This window comes from Kitasatospora sp. NPDC048239, from assembly GCF_043202015.1.
Classification (GTDB): Bacteria; Actinomycetota; Actinomycetes; order Streptomycetales; family Streptomycetaceae; genus Kitasatospora.
In genome coordinates this window covers 23,784-43,767 of record NZ_JBICZP010000023.1, presented here as the reverse complement: position 1 = coordinate 43,767, position 19,984 = coordinate 23,784, and the positions used below count along the sequence as shown (strand labels likewise).

Genomic DNA, 19,984 nt, shown 5'->3' with positions numbered 1-19,984 from the left:
ATCCGATGATGAACGTCATGAAGCGACTCGCCGACCGGCTCGCGACGACTCCCAGACGCCTCTGGGCGGTGTCCTTCGCACTGTTCCTGGCCCTGGGGGCGTCCTGGTCGGTGGCCACCCCGATCGGGGCGTCGCCGGACGAGCACGCGCACCTGATCCGCGCCGCAGCCGTCGCCCGCGGCCAGATCGAGGGCCGCGAGGTGATGGTCCCGCACATGGTCGCCGGGATCGAGGGCCACTTCGCCGAGAGCGGGGTGACGCTGCCCAAGCTCTACCAGGACCTCAAGGACGTCAACGCCTGCTACGTCTTCCAGTCCGAGAAGTCGGCCGACTGCGCGCCCACGCTCAAGGACAGCGAGACCGAGGTACTGGTCACCACCGCGGCCGGCCGCTACAACCCGGCCTACTACCTGGCCGTCGGCTGGCCCAGCCTGCTGGTGTCCGGCGAGGGCGGGCTCTACCTGATGCGCCTGATGTCGGCCGTGATCTGCGCCGCACTGCTGGCGAGCGCGGTGGTCTCGGCCGCCGAGTGGCGCCGCCGCTCGCTGCCGATGCTCGGCGTGCTGGCCTCGGCCACCCCGATGGCGCTGTTCATGGCCGGCATGGTCAACCCCAGCGGCCCGGAGATCGCGGCCGGCGTCCTGGCCTGGAGCGCCGGGCTGCCGATACTCATGTCGCCGGAGCCGAAGCTGCTCACCCGCCGGCTGGCCCGACTGGGCATCGGCGCGATCGTGCTGATCAGCATCCGTCCGCTGGGCCTGATCTGGTTCGCCGGCGCGGTGGTGTTCGCGCTGCTGCTGCAGGAGCGCGGAGCCCTGCGCGAGGTGCTGCGCCGCCGCTCCGCCTGGCTCTGGGCCACCGCCATCGTGGCCGCCTCGGTCGCCGCGCTGGTCTGGTCCTCGGCGCACCCGGACAACTCCGTCATCCGGACCCCGGACACCCTCACCGCGCTGACCGCGGCCCGTAAGACCTTCGACAACACCTTCACCTACATCCAGCAGATGGTCGGCGTATTCGGCTGGCTGGACACCGCGCCGCCGGCCGCGACGATCCTGTTCTGGGCCGGGATCGTGGTGATGCTGGGCCTGCTCGCGCTCTGCTTCGCCCGCCCCCGTGAGGTGCTGGCCATCGTCGGCGCGCTGATCGGCATCGTGATGATCCCGGTGGTGGCCCAGGCCATGCAGGCGAGCACGCTGGGCATGATCTGGCAGGGCCGCTACCTGCTGCCCTTCGCGGTGGGCCTGCCCATCATGGCCACGGTGATCTGCGCCCGGCAGTCGTGGCGGCCGGGGATGCCCTGGCGCCGGCTGCTGGTGCTGTCCTCGTTCACGCTCTCGGTCGCCAACGCGGCGGCCTTCGTCTGGGCGCTGCGCCGCAACACCGTCGGCACGACCGGTCCGTTCCTGATGCGCCCGGCGCTGTGGGCGCCGCCCGGCGGCTGGCCGCTCTGGGTGGTCGTCTACACGGTGGCGGCCCTGGTCCTGGCCCTGCTGGTGGTGGTGACCGACCGGGAGGACCCGGCCGCCGCGCCCACCGGCAAGCGCGCCCGCGAGGCGGGTGGCCGGCACCGCCCGCTCGCGGCCATACCGGCGGACGCGTAGGGTCGGGACAGCGGGCACCCGGGATGTGTGGTATGCGGAGCGGGCGCCGGGGAGATCCCCGGCCCGCTCCGGTCGCGCTTCCGTCACAACCGCCACGACCTGCGGCGTTACATTTGTTTTGACCGAGCCCGATGCGCTAGGTACGCTCTGACCTTGTGCCTGGGGTGTCCCCGGGTCCTTGTGCGTGCATGCACACCGGTCGCCGCGCCAAGCCGGAGCGCCTTTCGGCGCGCCGCGCGTGAGCGCCGTCGCTGTACAGCAGCCCATGGGATTCCGTACCGGAATAAGCCCAACACACCCGACCGCGTGGGTCGACCACGGGGCCGTGTGCGATGGGAACACCGCAGGTTAGTTTTACCAAGCCTTGGCACACAGAAAACGGAGAAACGGTGCCTACGATCCAGCAGCTGGTCCGAAAGGGCCGGCAGGACAAGGTCGAGAAGAACAAGACTCCCGCGCTGAAGGGTTCCCCGCAGCGCCGTGGGGTCTGCACGCGTGTGTACACGACCACCCCGAAGAAGCCGAACTCGGCGCTTCGTAAGGTCGCCCGTGTGCGCCTCACCAGCGGGATCGAGGTCACCGCTTACATCCCGGGCGAGGGCCACAACCTGCAGGAGCACTCCATCGTGCTGGTGCGCGGTGGTCGTGTGAAGGACCTTCCTGGTGTCCGCTACAAGATCATCCGCGGTTCGCTTGACACCCAGGGTGTCAAGAACCGCAAGCAGGCTCGCAGCCGCTACGGCGCCAAGAAGGAGAAGTAAGAATGCCTCGTAAGGGCCCCGCCCCGAAGCGCCCGGTCATCATCGACCCGGTTTACGGCTCCCCGGTCGTCACCCAGCTGGTCAACAAGATCCTGCTGCACGGCAAGCGCTCCACCGCCGAGCGGATCGTCTACGGCGCCCTCGAGGGCGTCCGTGAGAAGACCGGCTCCGACCCGGTCGTGGCGCTGAAGCGCGCGCTGGAGAACGTCAAGCCGGCCCTCGAGGTCAAGTCCCGCCGTGTCGGTGGCGCGACCTACCAGGTCCCGGTCGAGGTCCGTCCGGGCCGCGCCAGCACCCTGGCGCTGCGCTGGATGGTCGGTTACTCCCGCGCCCGTCGCGAGAAGACCATGACCGAGCGCCTGATGAACGAGATCCTCGACGCCAGCAACGGCCTGGGCGCTTCCGTGAAGCGTCGCGAGGACACTCACAAGATGGCCGAGTCGAACAAGGCCTTCGCGCACTACCGCTGGTAGTCCTAACCCCGTCACTAGACAGAGAGAGAACGAGCCACCATGGCTGCAACCTCCCTTGACCTTGCCAGGGTCCGCAACATCGGGATCATGGCGCACATCGACGCGGGCAAGACCACCACCACCGAGCGGATCCTGTTCTACACCGGTGTCTCGTACAAGATCGGTGAGGTCCACGATGGCGCTGCCACCATGGACTGGATGGAGCAGGAGCAGGAGCGCGGCATCACGATCACGTCGGCCGCGACGACCTGTCACTGGACGCTCGACGGCGTTGACAACACCATCAACATCATCGACACCCCGGGTCACGTCGACTTCACCGTCGAGGTGGAGCGTTCGCTGCGCGTCCTCGACGGTGCCGTCACGGTGTTCGACGGTGTCGCCGGTGTCGAGCCCCAGTCCGAGACCGTGTGGCGGCAGGCTGACCGCTACGGCGTCCCGCGCATCTGCTTCATCAACAAGCTGGACCGCACGGGCGCGAACTTCTTCTTCTGCGTCGACACCATCGTGGACCGCCTCGGCGCGACCCCGCTGGTGATGCAGCTCCCGATCGGTGCCGAGGCGGACTTCAAGGGCGTTGTCGACCTTGTCCGCATGAAGGCGCTGGTCTGGACGGCCGAGGCCGCCAAGGGCGAGATGTACGACATCGTCGACATCCCGGCCGAGCTGGCCGACCAGGCCGCGGAGTACCGCGAGAAGCTGCTGGACACCGTGTCGAACGTCAGCGACGAGGTGATGGAGCTCGCCATGGAGGGCGAGGACGTCCCCCAGGAGCTGCTGATCGCCGCGATCCGCAAGGGCACGCTGAACTCGGACTTCACGCCGATCTTCTGCGGTACCGCCTTCAAGAACAAGGGCGTTCAGCCCCTGCTCGACGCGGTCGTGAACTACCTCCCGTCGCCGCTGGACATCGAGTCCATCGAGGGCACCAAGCCCGGCGACGACACGGTCAAGATCTCCCGCAAGGCGTCGGACGAGGAGCCGCTCGCGGCTCTGGCGTTCAAGATCATGTCCGACCCGCACCTCGGCAAGCTCACCTTCGTCCGGATCTACTCCGGGCGCCTTGAGGCCGGCACCGCCGTCCTCAACGCGGTGAAGGGCCGCAAGGAGCGCATCGGCAAGATCTACCGCATGCACGCGAACAAGCGTGAGGAGATCGACTCGGTGGGCGCCGGCGACATCGTCGCCGTCATGGGTCTCAAGCAGACCACCACCGGCGAGACCCTGAGCGACGAGAAGCACCCGGTCATCCTGGAGTCCATGGACTTCCCGGCCCCGGTTATCCGCGTCGCGATCGAGCCGAAGTCGAAGGGTGACCAGGAGCGTCTGGGCACCGCGATCCAGCGGCTGGCCGAGGAGGACCCGTCCTTCCAGGTCAACACCGACGAAGAGACCGGCCAGACCATCATCGCGGGTATGGGCGAGCTGCACCTCGAGGTGCTGGTCGACCGTATGAAGCGTGAGTTCAAGGTCGAGGCCAACGTCGGCAAGCCGCAGGTCGCCTACCGCGAGACGATCCGCAAGGCCGTCGAGCGCATCGACTACACGCACAAGAAGCAGACCGGTGGCTCCGGCCAGTTCGCGAAGATCCAGATCGCGATCGAGCCGATCGAGTCCGGCGAGGGCTACGAGTTCGTGAACAAGGTCACCGGTGGCCGCGTTCCGAAGGAGTACATCCCCTCGGTCGACGCCGGTTGCCAGGAGGCCATGGAGTTCGGCGTGCTCGCCGGCTACGCCCTCCAGGGTGTCCGCGTGACGCTGCTCGACGGTGCCTCGCACGACGTCGACTCCTCCGAGCTGGCGTTCAAGATCGCCGGTTCGATGGCCTTCAAGGAGGGCGCTCGCAAGGCGTCCCCGGCTCTGCTCGAGCCGATGATGGCCGTCGAGGTCACCACGCCCGAGGACTACATGGGCGATGTGATCGGCGACATCAACGCTCGCCGTGGCCAGATCCGGTCCATGGACGAGCGTTACGGTGCCCGCGTCGTTTCGGCGCTGGTGCCGCTCTCCGAGATGTTCGGCTACGTCGGTGACCTGCGCAGCAAGACCTCTGGTCGCGCGAGCTACTCGATGCAGTTCGACTCGTACGCCGAGGTTCCGCGGAACGTGGCGGACGACATCATCGCCAAGGCCAAGGGCGAGTAGCTCCGGCTCCTGCCGGAGTCGTGTCAGCCCGACATTCGGGATGATTGCGAACCCTTAGGCTTGTAGGAGGCGTTCCGGGAGAATCCGGCCGGATTCTCCCGGGGCCCTCCGGCCCCCCCACCCGCGGGACGGCATGGGGTGCTTCGGCTCCCCGTACCCAACCCGATCAAAGACCAACTGACGTCAGCACGGCGTACAGAACTGTCCTCAGGAGGACTGCAGTGGCGAAGGCGAAGTTCGAGCGGACGAAGCCCCACGTCAACATCGGCACCATCGGTCACATCGACCACGGTAAGACCACTCTTACCGCGGCGATCACCAAGGTGCTGCACGACGCGTACCCGGACATCAACCCCTTCACGCCGTTCGACCAGATCGACAAGGCGCCGGAGGAGCGGCAGCGCGGTATCACCATCTCGATCGCGCACGTCGAGTACCAGACCGAGGCGCGTCACTACGCCCACGTCGACTGCCCGGGTCACGCGGACTACATCAAGAACATGATCACCGGTGCGGCCCAGATGGACGGTGCGATCCTCGTCGTCGCCGCCACCGACGGCCCGATGCCGCAGACCAAGGAGCACGTGCTCCTGGCCCGCCAGGTCGGCGTCCCCTACATCGTCGTCGCCCTGAACAAGGCCGACATGGTGGACGACGAGGAGATCCTGGAGCTCGTCGAGCTCGAGGTCCGCGAGCTGCTCTCCGAGTACGAGTTCCCGGGCGACGACCTGCCGGTCGTGCGCGTCTCGGCGCTCAAGGCGCTCGAGGGCGACAAGGAGTGGGGCGAGAAGCTTCTCGGCCTCATGCACGCTGTCGACGAGGCCATCCCCACCCCGGCCCGCGCCACCGAGCTCCCGTTCCTGATGCCGATCGAGGACGTCTTCACGATCACCGGTCGTGGCACCGTCGTCACCGGTCGTATCGAGCGTGGCATCCTCAAGGTCAACGAGACTGTCGACATCATCGGCATCAAGGAGACCAAGACCACCACCACGGTCACCGGCATCGAGATGTTCCGCAAGCTGCTCGACGAGGGCCAGGCCGGTGAGAACGTCGGTCTGCTCCTCCGTGGCATCAAGCGCGAGGACGTCGAGCGCGGCCAGGTCATCATCAAGCCCGGTTCGGTCACCCCGCACACCGAGTTCGAGGCCCAGTCGTACATCCTGTCGAAGGACGAGGGTGGCCGTCACACCCCGTTCTTCAACAACTACCGCCCGCAGTTCTACTTCCGTACCACGGACGTGACCGGCGTCGTGACCCTCCCCGAGGGCACCGAGATGGTCATGCCGGGCGACAACACCGCCATGACGGTCGTGCTGATCCAGCCGATCGCCATGGAGGAGGGCCTGAAGTTCGCCATCCGTGAGGGTGGCCGCACCGTCGGCGCCGGCCAGGTCACCAAGATCCTGAAGTAATTCAGGTCTAGACCTGCCTGTACCGCACAGGCGAACCGAAGGGCCCCGCACACTCCGGTGTGCGGGGCCCTTCGGCATCGGCCCCGGGAGAGTCCGACCAGGTCGGACGGCTTCCAAGGCGCCGTTCACGGGCTCTCACGGGGGCCTCAGGAGCGGCTGCTATCGTCGGGCCACGATCCAGCCCCAGCAGTGGAAAGCGGGACCAGCTCATGTCTACAGCGCCCCGGTTGTCGGTCGTCATGCCGATCTACAACGAGCAGGAGGCGCTGCCGCTGACCGCCACGAGGCTGCGTCCGATCCTGGACGGGCTCGGCATCGACTACGAGGTCGTGGGGGTCGACGACGGCAGTACGGACGCCACGCCCGTCATCATGCAGAAGCTGCGGCAGGACTGGCCGCAACTGCGCACCGTGCGGCTCGCCCGCAACTCCGGGCACCAGGCGGCGCTGACCGCCGGCATCCACCGGGCGCTCGGCGACTACGTGGTCTCCATCGACGCCGACCTGCAGGACCCGCCGGAGAAGATCCCCGAGATGCTCGCGCTCGCCCGCGAGGGGAACCTCGACATCGTCTACGGGGTCCGCGGGGACCGCGGCACCGACACCTTCTTCAAACGGCGCACCGCCGGCGCCTACTACTGGCTGATGCGCCGCCTGGTCGGCAAGAAGATGCCCAACCAGGCCGGGGACTTCCGCCTGCTCAGCCGGGCCGCCGTCGACGCGCTGAAGGCGATGCCCGAGCACCAGCCGGTGTACCGCCTGCTGGTCCCGTGGCTCGGCTTCCCCAGCGGCGAGGTCCTCTACGTCCGCGAGGAGCGGGTCGCGGGCAGCACCAAGTACCCGCTGTCCAAGATGGTCAACCTGGCCCTGGACAGCATCACCAACTTCTCGGCCAGCCCGCTGCGGCTCGCCACCTGGCTCGGCCTGCTGAGCTTCGTGGTCTGCCTCGGACTGGCGGTCTACTCCACGGCCGCGTTCGCGTTCGGCTCCACGGTGCCCGGCTGGTCGTCGCTGTTCATCGCGATGCTCTTCATCGGCGCCGTCCAGCTGATCTGCGTCGGCCTGCTCGGCGAGTACATCGGACGGATCTACTCGGCGGTCCAGGCGCGTCCGGCGTACTTCGTCGGTTACGACTCGGCCGAGGACGAATGGCAGGGAAAGTCCCGATGACGTTCACCGGCGAACCGACCAGGCCGCCGAGGCAGCGCCGGGCGCTCCTGCGCCAACTGCCCTCGTTCCTGGTCATCGGGGTCCTGAGCACCCTCTTCTACCTGGGGCTGTTCGTCCTCGCGCGCTGGTTCACCGGCGCGCAGGCCGCCAACCTGATCGCCCTGGCGGTCAGCGCCGTCGCCAACACGGCCGCCAACCGCCGCTTCACCTTCGGGATCACCGGCAGCGAGGGCGCGCTGCGGCACCAACTCCAGGGCGCGGTGGCCTTTCTGATCGGGCTGGGCCTCAGCAGCGGGGCGCTCGCCCTGCTCGACGCGTTCGTGCCGGACGCCTCCCGGCCGGTCGAGCTGGCCGGTCTGATCGTGGCCAACGGCCTTGCCACGGTGGCCCGCTTCCTGCTGCTCAAGACCTGGGTCTTCCGGGGGCGCTGACGGCCCGTCGACGGTCGCTGACGGCTCGTCGACCGGCGCAGGCGCACAGGGGCCCGGCCGCAGTCGATGCGGCCGGGCCCCTGTGGACCAGTTGGTGCCGGACGTCGCCAGGCGACCGAGGCGGCGGGTCGGTCAGACCCTGACGCGAGGCCGTTCCTGCTGGTGCGGGATGGCGACCGGCTCGCTACCGCGGGCAGCGGCGCCCTTCAGCCGGCGGACCGGCCACGGCGTCCAGTCCTTGAGCCGCATCAGCGGGGACTCCACCACGTACCAGGAGAGCGCCGCCAGGACGACCGTGCCGGCCAGGGCGAGGGCCAGGTAGACGGCGTGGCCGTGCTTGGCGTAGCCGAGCATCGTCAGGGCCTGCTCGACGGTGAAGCCGTACACGTAGATGCCGTAGGAGAAGTCGCGCTTGCTGCCGACCCGGTGGAAGGCCCGCGGGAGCCGGACGGCGAGCCACAGCAGCAGGTAGGCGATGGCGGGGTAGCCGAGGACGAAGAAACCGCCCCAGTGCAGACTGACCCCGGCCAGGGCGGCACACAGCACGGCGAGCGAGTCGCTGACCGGCAACCGGTCGCGGTAGAGCCGGAAGGTGGCGCCGAGCAGGAAGGCGAATCCGAGATAGACCAGGAAGCCCTGAAGCTGGTCGCCCAGCAGGGGCAGCCGCACCCACAGCTTGGTGTCGACCGGGCCGCCGCCGGTCCAGAGCGGGGCGGTGATCCAGTCGCGGAACATCAGGATCCACAGCGCGAGGGCCATCAGCGGGACCGTTCGGCGGGCGTTGCGCAGTGCGCCGCCTGCGGCGAGCAGGCCGATGACGATGTAGCACATGATCTCGTACGGCAGTGACCAGAGCACGCCGTTGAGCCCGGTGTGGTGCAGCAGGCCCGCGTTCACGGCGCCACTGGTGAGGCCGGCGACGTCGTAGCCGTTCGACATCGAGAGGTTCCAGGCGCCCTCGAGGTAGTGGCGGGGCCCGCCCCCGGCGGTCCAGAAGGCGTCGGCGCTTCCGTACTGCCAGCGGTACAGCAGTGGAGCGATCACCAGGGCCGAGACGGCGAGCGAGACCCAGAACCCGGGCAGGATGCGCAGCGCCCGGTGCCATGCGTAGCGGCCGATGGTGGTCCGCAGCCCACTTCCGGTGATCATGAAGCCGGATATCACGAAGAAGCCGACCACGGCTATCTTCCCGAGGTCGCTCTGGTTTCGGCTGAAGTGGGCCAGCGGCTCCAGGGTGCCCCACCCCAGCGGGTACATGTGGGAGACGACTACGGCGACGGCGAGGATGGTCCGCAGCAGGCCGAAGCTGTTGGCCCGGCCGGAGAAGACATCGGCGAGGGTGCCGCGATAGCCGGGCCAGCGTGAGATCTTCATGGGAGTCCCCCCAGGACGGAGCGGGTTCGAGCCCGCGAGGAGAGCTGCTCGGTGCACGACGGTGCGCAGCCGGACGGACGACCGCCCGGGGCCTCCCCCCAGTGAGGGCGGCTCCGGGCGGTCGTCGGTGACCTGAAGGTCAGATGGTGCGCAAGGACTCGGTGAAGGCCTTGACCGCCTGGTAGTCCGGCAGCAGGCCGCTCGCCAGGGCGTCGGCCAGCGACGGGGCCTCGGTGTCCTTGGCGGAGAGCTGCGGCACGTCGGCCGGCCACTCGATGCCGAGGTCCGGGTCGAGCGGGTGCACGCCGTGCTCGCCGGTCGGGTTGAAGGTCTCCGAGCAGAGGTAGGACAGCGTGGCGTCGTCGCTCAGCGCGCAGAAGCCGTGGCCCAGGCCCTCGGAGATGTAGACGGCCTTGCGCTCGGTCTCGTCGAGGCGCACGCCCTCCCAGCGGCCGAAGGTCGGCGAGCCGACCCGCAGGTCCACGATGACGTCCAGCACCGCGCCGCGCACGCAGGTCACGTACTTGGCCTGGCCGGGCGGGACGTCGGCGAAGTGGATGCCGCGCACGACGCCCTTGCTGGAGACCGACAGGTTCGCCTGGGCCAGCCGCAGCGGGTGGCCGACGACCTCCGCGAGCTTGTCGTAGCGGAACCATTCGGTGAACAGACCGCGCGGGTCGCCGTGCAGCTGCGGGGTGATCTCCCAGGCGCCCTCGATGGACAGCTCGTTGAACTTCACCGGGAGCCCTCCTCGTCCAGCAGTGCCACCAGGTACTGGCCGTAGCCGCTCTTGAGCAGCGGCTCGGCGAGCTCGCGCAGCTGTGCGTCGTCGATCAGGCCGGCCCGCCAGACCGCCTCCTCGATGCAGCCGATCTTGAAGCCCTGGCGCTCCTCGATGACCCGGACGAACTCGGAGGCCTGCACCATCGAGACGAACGTGCCGGTGTCCAGCCAGGCGGTGCCCCGGTCGAGGATCGTCACGTGCAGGTCGCCGGCCTGGAGGTAGGCCTCGTTGACCGCGGTGATCTCCAACTCGCCGCGGGCGCTGGGCTTCAGGCCGCGGGCGATCTCGACCACGCGGTTGTCGTAGAAGTACAGGCCGGGGACGGCGTAACGGGACTTGGGCTCGGTCGGCTTCTCCTCGATGGAGATGACCTGGCCGTCCTCGTCGAACTCGACCACGCCGTACGCGGTCGGGTCGGCGACCGGGTAGGCGAAGACCCGGCCGCCCTTGGCGCCGGTGTGCTCGGAGAGCCGGGTGCCGAGGCCGCTGCCGTGGAAGATGTTGTCGCCGAGGATGAGCGCGACCGGCTCGTCGCCGATGAAGTCGGCGCCCAGCACGAAGGCCTGGGCGATGCCCTCGGGGCGCTCCTGGACGGCGTACTCCAGGCGGAGGCCGAACTGGGAGCCGTCGCCCAGGAGGCGCTCGAACTGCTCCCTGTCGTTCGGGGTGGTGATGATCAGGATCTCGCTGATCCCCGCCATCACCAGGGTCGAAAGGGGGTAGTAGATCATCGGCTTGTCGAAGACCGGGAGGAGCTGCTTCGACACCGCCCGGGTCAGCGGCCAGAGCCGCGAGCCGGTGCCGCCGGCCAGAAGGATTCCACGCATGCGTGCACCTTATTCGAGTCGGGGCGGGCGGGTGAGGCCCGGGTCGGTGGGGGTACCGGCGCGACGGTAGACTACGGCGCACTATGCGCATCCTCGTGACCGGCGGTGCCGGCTTCATCGGTTCTGAATTCGTCCGCCAGCTGCTGGGCGCCGACACCACTGACCAGATCACGGTCTTCGACAAGCTCACCTACTCGGGCGTCGAGGCCAACCTGGCGCCGGTGGCGGGCCACAGCGGCTACACCTTCGTCCGTGGCGACATCTGCGACGCGGACGCCGTCGACCAGGTCATGCCCGGCCACGACGTGGTCGTCCACTTCGCGGCCGAGTCGCACGTCGACCGCTCGATCGCGGGCGCCGGCCCGTTCGTGCTGACCAACGTCGTCGGCACCCAGGTCCTGCTGGACGCCGCCCGCAAGCACGGCGTGGGCCGCTTCGTGCACATCTCCACCGACGAGGTGTACGGCTCGATCAACGAGGGCTCCTGGACGGAGGAGTGGCCGCTGGAGCCGAACTCCCCGTACTCGGCCTCCAAGGCCTCCTCGGACCTGCTGGCGCTGGCCTACCACCGCACGCACGGCATGGACGTCGTGGTGACCCGCTGCTCCAACAACTACGGGCACTACCAGTTCCCGGAGAAGGTCATCCCGCTGTTCACCACCAACCTGATCGACGGCCGCAAGGTGCCGCTGTACGGCGACGGCGGCAACATCCGTGACTGGCTGCACGTCTCCGACCACTGCCGCGGCATCGAGCTGGCCATGCGCAAGGGCCGGGCCGGCCACGTCTACAACATCGGCGGCGGCACCGAGGTCACCAACAAGGAGCTGACCGGTCTGCTGCTGGAGGCCGCCGGCCTCGGCTGGGACATGGTCGAGCACGTCGAGGACCGCAAGGGCCACGACCTGCGCTACTCGATCGACATCAGCAAGATCCGCGAGGAGCTCGGCTACGAGCCGCAGGTCCGCTTCGAGGACGGCCTCGCCGCGACCATCCAGTGGTACCGCGACAACCGCGCCTGGTGGGAGCCCCTGAAGACGAAGGCGGCCCTGGCCAAGTGAGCGCCAACGCCTCGGGGCAGGTCCGCTGGCTCGTCACCGGCGCGGCCGGCATGCTCGGCCGGGACCTGCTGACGGTGCTCGCCGCCGACACCACGGCCGAGGTCACCGCCCTCGGCCGGGCCGGCCTGGACATCACCGACGCGGCGGCCGTGCAGGCCGCCGTCGACGGCCACGACATCGTGGTCAACTGCGCGGCCTGGACGGACGTCGACGGCGCCGAGACGGCCGAGGAGGCCGCCACCGCCGTCAACGGCACCGGTGTCGCCCACCTGGCCGCCGCCTGCGCCAAGGCCGGAGCCCGGCTGCTGCACGTCTCCACCGACTACGTCCTGGCCGGCGACGCCGACCAGCCGTACCCGGAGGACGCGCCGACCTCCCCGGTCAACGCCTACGGCCGCAGCAAGCTGGTGGGGGAGCAGGCCGTCGCCGAGCTGCTCCCGGAGCACGGCTACACCGTGCGCACCGCCTGGCTGTACGGCGAGCACGGCCCGAACTTCGTCGCCACCATGCTCAAGCTCGCCGCCCAGCGGCCCAGCCTGGACGTGGTCGACGACCAGCAGGGCCAGCCGACCTGGTCGTACGCCCTGGCCCGGCAGCTCGTCGCGCTCGGTCACGCCGCGCTCGCCGGACAGGCGCCGGCCGGCGTCTACCACGGCACCGCGACCGGCCGGACCACCTGGTTCGGGCTGGCGCGCGAGACCTACCGGCTGAGCGGCCTCGACCCCGAGCGGATCCGCCCCACCACCTCGGCGGCCTTCGTCCGCCCGGCGGTGCGGCCCGCGTTCAGCGTGCTGGGCCACGACCGCTGGTCCGCCGCCGGCCTGACGCCGCCGGCCGACTGGTGCGAGCAGCTCGGTGAGGCGCTGGGCACGCCCGTGTTCACCGAACTGGCCGCTGCGGCCGGGACGACCGAGAGCGACAGACCTCAGTGAAGAATCCGCTGACGAAGGTGGCCGCCGCGCTACCGCCGGGAACCCTGGCGGTGGCGGGCGGCACCGTCGTGCTCGGCGCGGCGTCGTACATCCACCTCGGTGTGGCGGGTCACAGCCTGTCCGTCGACGACATGGCGAACGTCTCACTGCTCTGGACGATCGTGATGTCCGTCGGCATCGGCGTGTTCTTCCCGATCGAGCAGGAGCTCACCCGGATCGTCGCCGCCCGGGCCGCGCTCGGCCACGGCGCGGGGCCGGTCCTGCGCCGGGCCACCCTGCTGACCGGTGCCATCCTCGGTGCCGTGCTGCTGGCGATCGGCGTCGGCTCCGGGCCGATCGCCGACCTGATGTTCCACGGCGACCGCTCGCTGGTGTTCGCCCTGGGCGGCGCCTTCGCCGGCATGGCCGTCTGCTACCTCACCCGCGGCGTGCTGGCCGGCCTCGGCCGGTTCGGCGCCTACGGAACCCAGCTGGGCATCGACGGCGGCCTGCGGATCGGGCTGGCCTTCGGCTGCGGCCTGGCCGGCGTGCACTCCGCGCTGGCGTTCAGCCTGATCCTCGCCGCCGCACCGATCGCGGCGACCGTGGTGACGCTGCCCGCGCTGCTGCGGGTGGTCAAGCCGGGCCCGCGGATCCCCTGGTCCGAGCTCTGCTCCGGGCTGGGCCTGCTGATCTGCTCGACCCTGCTCTCCCAGGTCGTGGTGAACGCCGCGGTGGTGAGCACCAAGCTGCTCGCCCCGTCCGATTCGGCCCTGATCGCCGCACTGCTCAACGCGCTGGTGCTGGCCCGGGTGCCGCTCTTCGTGTTCGGCTCGCTCCAGGCCTCGCTGCTCAACGGTCTCTCCGCGGCGATCGCGGTCGGCGACCGGGCGGCGTTCAGCGGCATGCTCCGCCGGATCGGCGCCGCGGTCGGCCTGCTCGGCGTGCTCGGCGGGATCCCCGCCGTGGCCCTGGGGCCCTGGCTGATCCAGGTGCTGTTCGGCGCGAAGCCGGTGCTCGGCTGCCTCGACTTCTTCTGGATGTCCGCAGGAACCGTGGCGTACATGTTCGCGATGGTGCTCGGACAGGCGCTGATGGTATTCAAGCGGCACAACCTCCAGCTGCTCTGCTGGGCGGTGGGCACCGGCGTCCTCGCGGGCGTCACCTTCCTGCCGGGCGAGGTGGCCACCCGTGTGATCCTCGCCTACGCGGCGGGCTCCGTGGCCACCGTGCTCGGTATGCTGGCCGCCCTCAGGCACAGCTTCCCCGGTTCGCCCGCGAAGCAGGCCGCTCCCGCGCAGAGCGCATCGGAGCAGACCATGCCTACCCTGAGTGCCGGGGTGGTCGGCGAATGACCGCATCGGCCCCCGACATACGGATTGCCGCGCACGAGCGCGGGAGACACCCCGAACATGGAGCCCCCGTGTCCCAGTACGACGATGTCTGGCTGGTGATCCCGGCCTACAACGAAGGCCAGGTGATCGCTGACGTTGTGGAGGGAGCGCGCAAGACGTTCCCCAACATCGTCGTGGTCGATGACGGCAGCGCGGACGACTCCGCCAAGCACATCATGACCACCGGTGCCCACCTGGTGCGGCACCCGGTCAACCTCGGCCAGGGCGCTGCACTGCAGACCGGCCTGGCCTACGCGCTCGCCCAGCCGGGCGCCCAGTACTTCGCCACCTTCGACGCGGACGGGCAGCACCAGACCGCCGACGTCGAGAAGATGGTCGAGTTCCTGCGCGCCGGCGAGGCCGACGTCGTCCTGGGCTCGCGCTTCATCGAGCAGAACGGCCAGGTGCCCTGGATCAAGCGGGTCGTCCTGCGCACCGCCGCGACGGTCAGCCCGACCGCGCGCAAGCTCAAGCTCACCGACTCGCACAACGGCCTTCGCGTGCTCAACCGCGAGGCGGCCGGCCGACTGCGGATCACCATGAACGGCATGGCCCACGCGTCGGAGATCGTCAGCTTCCTGGCCGGTTCCGACCTGCGGGTCGCCGAGCTGCCGGTGGACATCCTGTACACCGACTACTCACGCGCCAAGGGTCAGTCCCTGATCAACGGCGTCAACATCATCTTCGACATCTCGCTGCGGGAGCGTGGCCGCCGATGAACTACTTCTGGATCCAGCTCGTCCTCATCCTGGGCTCGGTCATTCTGGCCTTCACGTTCATCCGGCGCTGGGACGCCGCGAACACCCGGGCCTGGAAGCGCATCGCCTTCTCGGTGTTCGTGGTGGTGAACATCTACGCCGTGCTCCGGCCGACCGATGTCACCTGGATCGCGCACAAGCTCGGTGTCGGCCGCGGCACCGACCTGGTGCTGTACGTGATGGTGCTGGCGATGGGCTTCCTGACCCTGAACACCTTCCTGCGCTTCCGCTCGCTGGAGAAGAAGCTCACCGACCTCGCCCGGACCGTGGCGATCAACGAGGGCGCCCGGCTGAACGAGGAGCGCTTCGACCTGGACCTGCCGGTGTCGGCCCCGGTCGACCGCAGCGGGGTCTGAGCACCATGGCCACCTTCGAGTTCATGCTGCCGTACTACGGCGACGTGGGTCTGATGCAGGCCGCGGTGCGCAGCATCCTGGGGCAGACCGACCCGGACCTGCGGCTGACCGTCGTCGACGACGGCAAGGAGCCGGACGTCCCGGGCTGGTTCGCCGAGCTCGGCGACGACCGGGTCCGCTACCTGCGCAACGAGCAGAACCTCGGGATCACCCGGAACTTCCAGAAGTGCGTGGAGCTCTCGACGGCGGACCACGTCGTCATCATGGGCTGCGACGACCTGCTGCACCCGCACTACCTGGAGACCGTCCGGGGGATCCTCAAGGCCAACCCGGACCTGGGCATGGTCCAGCCGGGCGTCGAGGTGATCGACGGCGAGGGCGTGGTGACCGCCGGCCTGGCCGACAACGTCAAGGGGCGGATCTACGCGCCGAGCGTCAACGGCCGCCGCCTGATGGGCGGCGAGGAGCTGGCGGCCAGCGTGCTGCGCGGCAACTGGATGTACTTCCCGTCGATCTGCTGGCGGGGCGAGGCCCTGCGCGCGGTCAACTTCCGCGACGAGTACTCGGTGATCCAGGACCTGGCCCTGGTGGTCGACCTGCTGGAGCGGGGCGAGCAGATGATGGTGGACAACACCACCACCGTCTTCCAGTACCGCCGGCACGCGGTCAGCGAGTCCTCGGTGCAGGCCTTCTCCGGCACCCGGTTCACCGAGGCCGAGCGCTACTTCAACGCGGTGGCCGAGCGGATGGAGGCGCGCGGGTGGCCGAAGGCGGCGCGCGCCGCCCGGGTCCGCAGCGCCTCGCGCTTCCACGCCATCACGATGATCCCCGGGGCCCTGCGCCGGGGCCAGGGCGCCGGTGTGCGCACCCTGGCCCGGCACGCCTTCACCTCCGGGCAGCGTCACGAGGGCTGAACCGCGGCCCCGAGCCGCCGCCCCGGCCTCCGGGGGAGGGCGGACGACGCAAGCCCGGCCCGGCTGCTCAGGCAGCGGGGCCGGGCTCGCCGCATCTCGCGCCGAGGGCTACCTGATATGACGGTGGACTATATATGCTCGTCTTCGGCAGGTGTGGCGTGCCCGCGCGGCACTCCTGCCCGGCCCGGCCCCGGTGCGCCCCGCCGCCGGCCGCCGAGGCCCCTGCCGCACCGGTCCTGGTGGCCGGACGCCGCAGTACCGCGGGGTAGTGTCCACGAGAAGCCGACCAGCCTGGCACCGTTCAGCAGCCGTCCGCAGTCCTACGGAAGTGAAGCGACATGACCGACCTGGCAACCGACCGGCCCAGCACATCGGACCTGTCCCCTGACAGAGACGGCGCCGCCCGCTCCGACGACGCGGCGCAGGGCGGCTGGAGCGAGCGCCGCTGGGTGCTGGTGACCGCGGAGATCGTGGTCAGCGTGGTGGCCGCACTCGGGTTCACCCTGCTCTGCCGGCACATCAGTGTGAACCCGCTGAACCGGATCGGGCAGGTCAGCGGCCTGGCCAAGATCCAGCAGTACGCGGCCCTGATCGGCCTGCCGATCCTGGCGGTGCTGGTCTACACGGCCTACCGCGGCGGACTGCGCCGTCACCGGCTGACCCAGCGGCTGGTCTGCGCGGCCCTGGCGGGCCTGGCGACCGGCGTGATCGCCGGCGGCGTCGTGGTCGCCCTGCGGGGCACCCCCTGGCCGCTCGGCGGGCAGGAGGGCGACCCGAGCCAGCTGGTCGACATGGCGACGTCGATGATGCACGACAAGGGCCTGCCCGGCGTCTACCCGCCGCTCTTCCCGGCGGCCGTGGCGCTCTGGTCCGAGCTGCACTACGGCGGGGTCGGCGGCGCAGGCTTCGCCCTGCACGACCTGCAGATCATCTGCAGCGCCCTGGTCGGGCCGATGAGCTACCTGGCCTGGCGCCTCGTGCTGCGGCCGTTCTGGGCGCTGGCCATCGCGGTGCCCTCCGCGCTGGTGTTCCTGGACCCGATCCGCCCGTACAGCCACGTCACGATGATCGTCCTGGTCCCGCTGCTGGCGGCCTGCCTGCGCGAGCTGCGGCGGGTGGGGGAGCTGTCGACCCGGTCGGCACTGCTGCGCGGCCTGGGCTTCGGCGTCATCTTCGGCGTGCTGTTCCTCTGGTACTCCGGCTGGTACCTGTGGTCGGCGCCGGGCGTGTTCCTGCTCACCCTCTTCGTCTTCCCGTGGCGGCGCGGCCGCGACGCCGTCCGCCGGGGCCTGCTCTTCCTCGCCGCGACCGTGGTCACCGCCGCGGCCATCGGCTCCCCGCTGCTGTACCAGATCCTCAAGCTCGGCGCCGACACCCCGGACCGGTACGCCTACATCGTCAACTACGTCGACCCGGCCTACGTGCTCGGCTGGATGTCGGACCGCAACGGCGACCTGACCTACCACAACTGGCCGCAGGCCGGCGAGCTGGCCGGCCAGACCGGCTTCGGGATCCTGCTGATCACCGCGGTGGGCATCGGCGTGGGCCTGGGCCTGCGCAACATCGTGGTCCGCACGGCGGCGGCGGTGCTGGCCGGGGCCTGGCTGCTGCGCTTCTGGTTCGCCTCGCACATGGCCCACTCGCAGATGGTCCAGCTCTACCCGCGGACCACCTGGATCATCATGTACTGCCTGCTGATCCTGGCCGTGGTCGGCCTGATGGCCGGCCTGGAGCGGGGGACCGGCTGGCTGGAGCGGACGCTGCGCTCGGCGGGCCGCACCGAGGAGGGCCCGGCCATCCCGCGCCGGGTCACCCGCCAGCTGGCCGCCGGGCTGGTCTGCGCCCTCGCGCTGTTCGCGACCATGGGCGCCTCCTGGTCGGTGGACCGCTACATGCCGCAGGCGGAGACCACCAACACGATGGGCCTGGACGCCTGGCGGGCGCACACCATCAAGAAGAAGGACGGCACCTGCCCGAAGTTCTCCCCGGTGCCCAAGTGCGCGGACATCATCACCAAGGACTGGAAGCCGACCCCGGACGACAAGAAGTTCATCTGGTGCGCCAACGTGCGCACCGAGGACTGGCCGGCGGTCTGCGGCCGTGAGGCGCCCTGGCTGAAGGAACAGAAGTAGCCGTCCCGCGGGTTTCGATCGGGGCCGGTGGGGGAGACCTCATCGGCCCCGATTGGCTTTTCGGCTGCTCCATGTGGCAGTATGTCCAAGTTGCTCGGTTGAGTGCCGATGCTGCGCGCCTCCCGCCGGGAGGACCGGAAGCGAGTCCCATGTACTCGTCGTTCCCGTGATGGCCGTTCATGTGGTCCGCCTTGACCCCCTGGGTGAGGGTGTGGACCGCAGTGGTGTGAAGTCGACACCGCGGCAGCTGCGGGGCGGACGTACGGGAATCTTCCGGGAAGCGTGGACGGGGCCTCGATCCGGCGCCTGGTGGGTGCAAGACCTCACCGAACCCGTGGGAAATCCGCAGGAGGGCGACCTCGTGTCGGATTTTTTGCAAGCGGCCGGGCGACACGCCCGACCGCGGGGGTCGGAGGTAACCACCCACAGGTGCCACCGGACACAGTCCACCTGGATGAATCCGGCCGTAGAAGCAACAGACGACACAAAGGACTACTGAGTAGCCATGGCGGGACAGAAGATCCGCATCCGGCTCAAGGCCTACGACCACGAGGTGATTGACTCCTCGGCGAAGAAGATCGTCGAGACCGTCATTCGCACTGGTGCGCAGGTCGCGGGCCCGGTGCCGCTGCCCACTGAGAAGAACGTGTACTGCGTCATCCGCTCGCCGCACAAGTACAAGGACTCGCGCGAGCACTTCGAGATGCGCACTCACAAGCGTCTGATCGACATCCTCGACCCCACGCCGAAGACGGTTGACTCGCTGATGCGTCTCGACCTGCCGGCTGGTGTCGACATCGAGATCAAGCTCTGAGAGGCACACCGAAGATGGCTAAGCAGATTAAGGGCATCCTGGGCGAGAAGCTCGGCATGACCCAGGTCTGGGACGAGAACAACCGGATCGTTCCGGTGACCGTCGTCAAGGCTGGGCCGAATGTCGTGACCCAGGTCCACACCGCCGACAGCCCGGCCGGCTACGACGCCGTCCAGATCGGCTTCGGCGAGATCGACCCCCGCAAGGTGAACAAGCCCCTCGCGGGCCACTTCGCCAAGGCCGGTGTCACCCCGCGCCGCCACCTGGTCGAGCTGCGTACGACGGACGCGTCCGAGTACACCCTGGGCCAGGAGATCACCGCCGAGCTGTTCGAGGCGGGTGTCAAGGTCGACGTGACCGGCACCTCCAAGGGCAAGGGCTTCGCCGGTGTCATGAAGCGTCACAACTTCAAGGGCCTCGGCGCCGGTCACGGCACCCAGCGCAAGCACCGTTCCCCCGGTTCCATCGGTGGCTGCGCCACCCCGGGCCGCGTGTTCAAGGGCCTGCGCATGGCTGGTCGGATGGGTCACGAGCGGGTGACCACCCAGAACCTGACCGTGCACGCGGTCGACGCGGAGAAGGGCCTGCTCCTGATCAAGGGCGCTGTCCCGGGTCCGAACGGCGGCCTCGTCCTCGTCCGCACCGCGGCGAAGGGGCTGTGAGC

19 protein-coding genes are annotated in these 19,984 nt (G+C 69.5%); 16 read left to right on the top strand and 3 right to left on the bottom strand.

Annotation, left to right across the window (positions count from 1 at the left end; translation table 11 throughout):
• Positions 1–17 precede the first annotated feature (17 nt).
• The 7 genes from ACGFZP_RS36630 (at position 18) to ACGFZP_RS36600 (ending at position 7,995) form a co-directional block, all read left to right on the top strand.
• Entirely contained in the window at positions 18–1,601 is a 1,584-nt protein-coding gene (locus ACGFZP_RS36630; protein WP_392941164.1) for a DUF2142 domain-containing protein, read from the top strand.
• Between the two features lie 389 nt (positions 1,602–1,990).
• A complete protein-coding gene (gene rpsL / locus ACGFZP_RS36625) occupies positions 1,991–2,362 on the top strand; it encodes a 30S ribosomal protein S12 (protein ID WP_014144289.1) in 372 nt (123 codons plus the stop codon).
• Positions 2,363–2,364: 2 nt separating this feature from the next.
• The gene (gene rpsG, locus ACGFZP_RS36620; protein ID WP_148644378.1) at positions 2,365–2,835 is read left to right on the top strand and encodes a 30S ribosomal protein S7; all 471 of its coding nucleotides are present in this window, start codon (positions 2,365–2,367) and stop codon (positions 2,833–2,835) included.
• Positions 2,836–2,874: 39 nt separating this feature from the next.
• The gene (gene fusA / locus ACGFZP_RS36615) at positions 2,875–4,980 is read left to right on the top strand and encodes an elongation factor G (protein WP_392941162.1); all 2,106 of its coding nucleotides are present in this window, start codon (positions 2,875–2,877) and stop codon (positions 4,978–4,980) included.
• 221 nt (positions 4,981–5,201) lie between these two features.
• Complete coding sequence (tuf, locus tag ACGFZP_RS36610) at positions 5,202–6,395, top strand: elongation factor Tu (RefSeq protein ID WP_190210874.1); 1,194 nt, start codon at positions 5,202–5,204, stop codon at positions 6,393–6,395.
• Positions 6,396–6,604: 209 nt separating this feature from the next.
• A complete protein-coding gene (locus tag ACGFZP_RS36605; RefSeq protein WP_392941161.1) occupies positions 6,605–7,564 on the top strand; it encodes a glycosyltransferase family 2 protein in 960 nt (319 codons plus the stop codon).
• On the top strand, positions 7,561–7,995 hold the full coding sequence (locus ACGFZP_RS36600; RefSeq protein ID WP_392941159.1) for a GtrA family protein: 435 nt from the start codon (positions 7,561–7,563) through the stop codon (positions 7,993–7,995). Before ACGFZP_RS36605 ends, ACGFZP_RS36600 begins: the two co-directional genes overlap by 4 nt.
• 132 nt (positions 7,996–8,127) lie before the next feature.
• Here ACGFZP_RS36600 and ACGFZP_RS36595 read toward each other — a convergent pair whose 3' ends face one another.
• From ACGFZP_RS36595 to rfbA, 3 genes are all read right to left on the bottom strand, one after another.
• Positions 8,128–9,369 carry an acyltransferase family protein gene (locus ACGFZP_RS36595; RefSeq protein WP_392941158.1) on the bottom strand — a complete coding sequence of 414 codons (1,242 nt, stop codon included), beginning with the start codon at positions 9,367–9,369 and terminating at the stop codon, positions 8,128–8,130.
• A 139-nt stretch (positions 9,370–9,508) separates the two neighbouring features.
• The gene (gene rfbC / locus ACGFZP_RS36590) at positions 9,509–10,108 is read right to left on the bottom strand and encodes a dTDP-4-dehydrorhamnose 3,5-epimerase (RefSeq protein ID WP_392941157.1); all 600 of its coding nucleotides are present in this window, start codon (positions 10,106–10,108) and stop codon (positions 9,509–9,511) included.
• Complete coding sequence (rfbA, locus tag ACGFZP_RS36585) at positions 10,105–10,980, bottom strand: glucose-1-phosphate thymidylyltransferase RfbA (protein WP_387949094.1); 876 nt, start codon at positions 10,978–10,980, stop codon at positions 10,105–10,107. Before rfbA ends, rfbC begins: the two co-directional genes overlap by 4 nt.
• An 83-nt stretch (positions 10,981–11,063) precedes the next feature.
• On the opposite strand from rfbA, the gene rfbB reads away from it, so the two are divergent.
• From rfbB to rplC, 9 genes are all read left to right on the top strand, one after another.
• Entirely contained in the window at positions 11,064–12,041 is a 978-nt protein-coding gene (gene rfbB / locus ACGFZP_RS36580) for a dTDP-glucose 4,6-dehydratase (protein ID WP_392941155.1), read from the top strand.
• Complete coding sequence (rfbD, locus tag ACGFZP_RS36575) at positions 12,038–12,973, top strand: dTDP-4-dehydrorhamnose reductase (RefSeq protein ID WP_392941153.1); 936 nt, start codon at positions 12,038–12,040, stop codon at positions 12,971–12,973. Before rfbB ends, rfbD begins: the two co-directional genes overlap by 4 nt.
• Positions 12,970–14,307, top strand: a complete 1,338-nt coding sequence (locus ACGFZP_RS36570; protein WP_392941152.1) for a lipopolysaccharide biosynthesis protein — start codon at positions 12,970–12,972, stop codon at positions 14,305–14,307. The genes rfbD and ACGFZP_RS36570 overlap by 4 nt, the downstream gene beginning before the upstream one ends.
• A gap of 68 nt (positions 14,308–14,375) precedes the next feature.
• Positions 14,376–15,065 carry a glycosyltransferase family 2 protein gene (locus tag ACGFZP_RS36565; RefSeq protein WP_392941150.1) on the top strand — a complete coding sequence of 230 codons (690 nt, stop codon included), beginning with the start codon at positions 14,376–14,378 and terminating at the stop codon, positions 15,063–15,065.
• Entirely contained in the window at positions 15,062–15,460 is a 399-nt protein-coding gene (locus tag ACGFZP_RS36560; protein WP_387949099.1) for a DUF2304 domain-containing protein, read from the top strand. Before ACGFZP_RS36565 ends, ACGFZP_RS36560 begins: the two co-directional genes overlap by 4 nt.
• Positions 15,461–15,465: 5 nt before the next feature.
• On the top strand, positions 15,466–16,374 hold the full coding sequence (locus ACGFZP_RS36555) for a glycosyltransferase family 2 protein (protein ID WP_392941148.1): 909 nt from the start codon (positions 15,466–15,468) through the stop codon (positions 16,372–16,374).
• Positions 16,375–16,712: 338 nt separating this feature from the next.
• Positions 16,713–18,506 carry a hypothetical protein gene (locus ACGFZP_RS36550; RefSeq protein ID WP_392941147.1) on the top strand — a complete coding sequence of 598 codons (1,794 nt, stop codon included), beginning with the start codon at positions 16,713–16,715 and terminating at the stop codon, positions 18,504–18,506.
• A 505-nt stretch (positions 18,507–19,011) separates the two neighbouring features.
• Entirely contained in the window at positions 19,012–19,320 is a 309-nt protein-coding gene (gene rpsJ, locus ACGFZP_RS36545; protein WP_012785157.1) for a 30S ribosomal protein S10, read from the top strand.
• A 14-nt stretch (positions 19,321–19,334) separates the two neighbouring features.
• A complete protein-coding gene (gene rplC / locus ACGFZP_RS36540) occupies positions 19,335–19,982 on the top strand; it encodes a 50S ribosomal protein L3 (protein ID WP_392941146.1) in 648 nt (215 codons plus the stop codon).
• The last annotated feature ends 2 nt before the right edge of the window (positions 19,983–19,984 follow it).

What these genes read in the sequence shown, in the direction of transcription:
- rfbB (WP_392941155.1), top strand. Translation starts at nt 11,064, where the DNA reads ATGCGCATCCTCGTGACCGGCGGTGCCGGCTTCATCGGTTCTGAATTC.
- ACGFZP_RS36560 (WP_387949099.1), top strand. Translation starts at nt 15,062, where the DNA reads ATGAACTACTTCTGGATCCAGCTCGTCCTCATCCTGGGCTCGGTCATT.
- ACGFZP_RS36630 (WP_392941164.1), top strand. Translation starts at nt 18, where the DNA reads ATGAAGCGACTCGCCGACCGGCTCGCGACGACTCCCAGACGCCTCTGG.
- fusA (WP_392941162.1), top strand. Translation starts at nt 2,875, where the DNA reads ATGGCTGCAACCTCCCTTGACCTTGCCAGGGTCCGCAACATCGGGATC.
- rfbA (WP_387949094.1), bottom strand. Translation starts at nt 10,980, where the DNA reads ATGCGTGGAATCCTTCTGGCCGGCGGCACCGGCTCGCGGCTCTGGCCG.
- ACGFZP_RS36595 (WP_392941158.1), bottom strand. Translation starts at nt 9,369, where the DNA reads ATGAAGATCTCACGCTGGCCCGGCTATCGCGGCACCCTCGCCGATGTC.
- ACGFZP_RS36555 (WP_392941148.1), top strand. Translation starts at nt 15,466, where the DNA reads ATGGCCACCTTCGAGTTCATGCTGCCGTACTACGGCGACGTGGGTCTG.
- ACGFZP_RS36605 (WP_392941161.1), top strand. Translation starts at nt 6,605, where the DNA reads ATGTCTACAGCGCCCCGGTTGTCGGTCGTCATGCCGATCTACAACGAG.
- ACGFZP_RS36550 (WP_392941147.1), top strand. Translation starts at nt 16,713, where the DNA reads ATGACCGACCTGGCAACCGACCGGCCCAGCACATCGGACCTGTCCCCT.
- rplC (WP_392941146.1), top strand. Translation starts at nt 19,335, where the DNA reads ATGGCTAAGCAGATTAAGGGCATCCTGGGCGAGAAGCTCGGCATGACC.
- ACGFZP_RS36600 (WP_392941159.1), top strand. Translation starts at nt 7,561, where the DNA reads ATGACGTTCACCGGCGAACCGACCAGGCCGCCGAGGCAGCGCCGGGCG.
- rpsJ (WP_012785157.1), top strand. Translation starts at nt 19,012, where the DNA reads ATGGCGGGACAGAAGATCCGCATCCGGCTCAAGGCCTACGACCACGAG.
- rpsG (WP_148644378.1), top strand. Translation starts at nt 2,365, where the DNA reads ATGCCTCGTAAGGGCCCCGCCCCGAAGCGCCCGGTCATCATCGACCCG.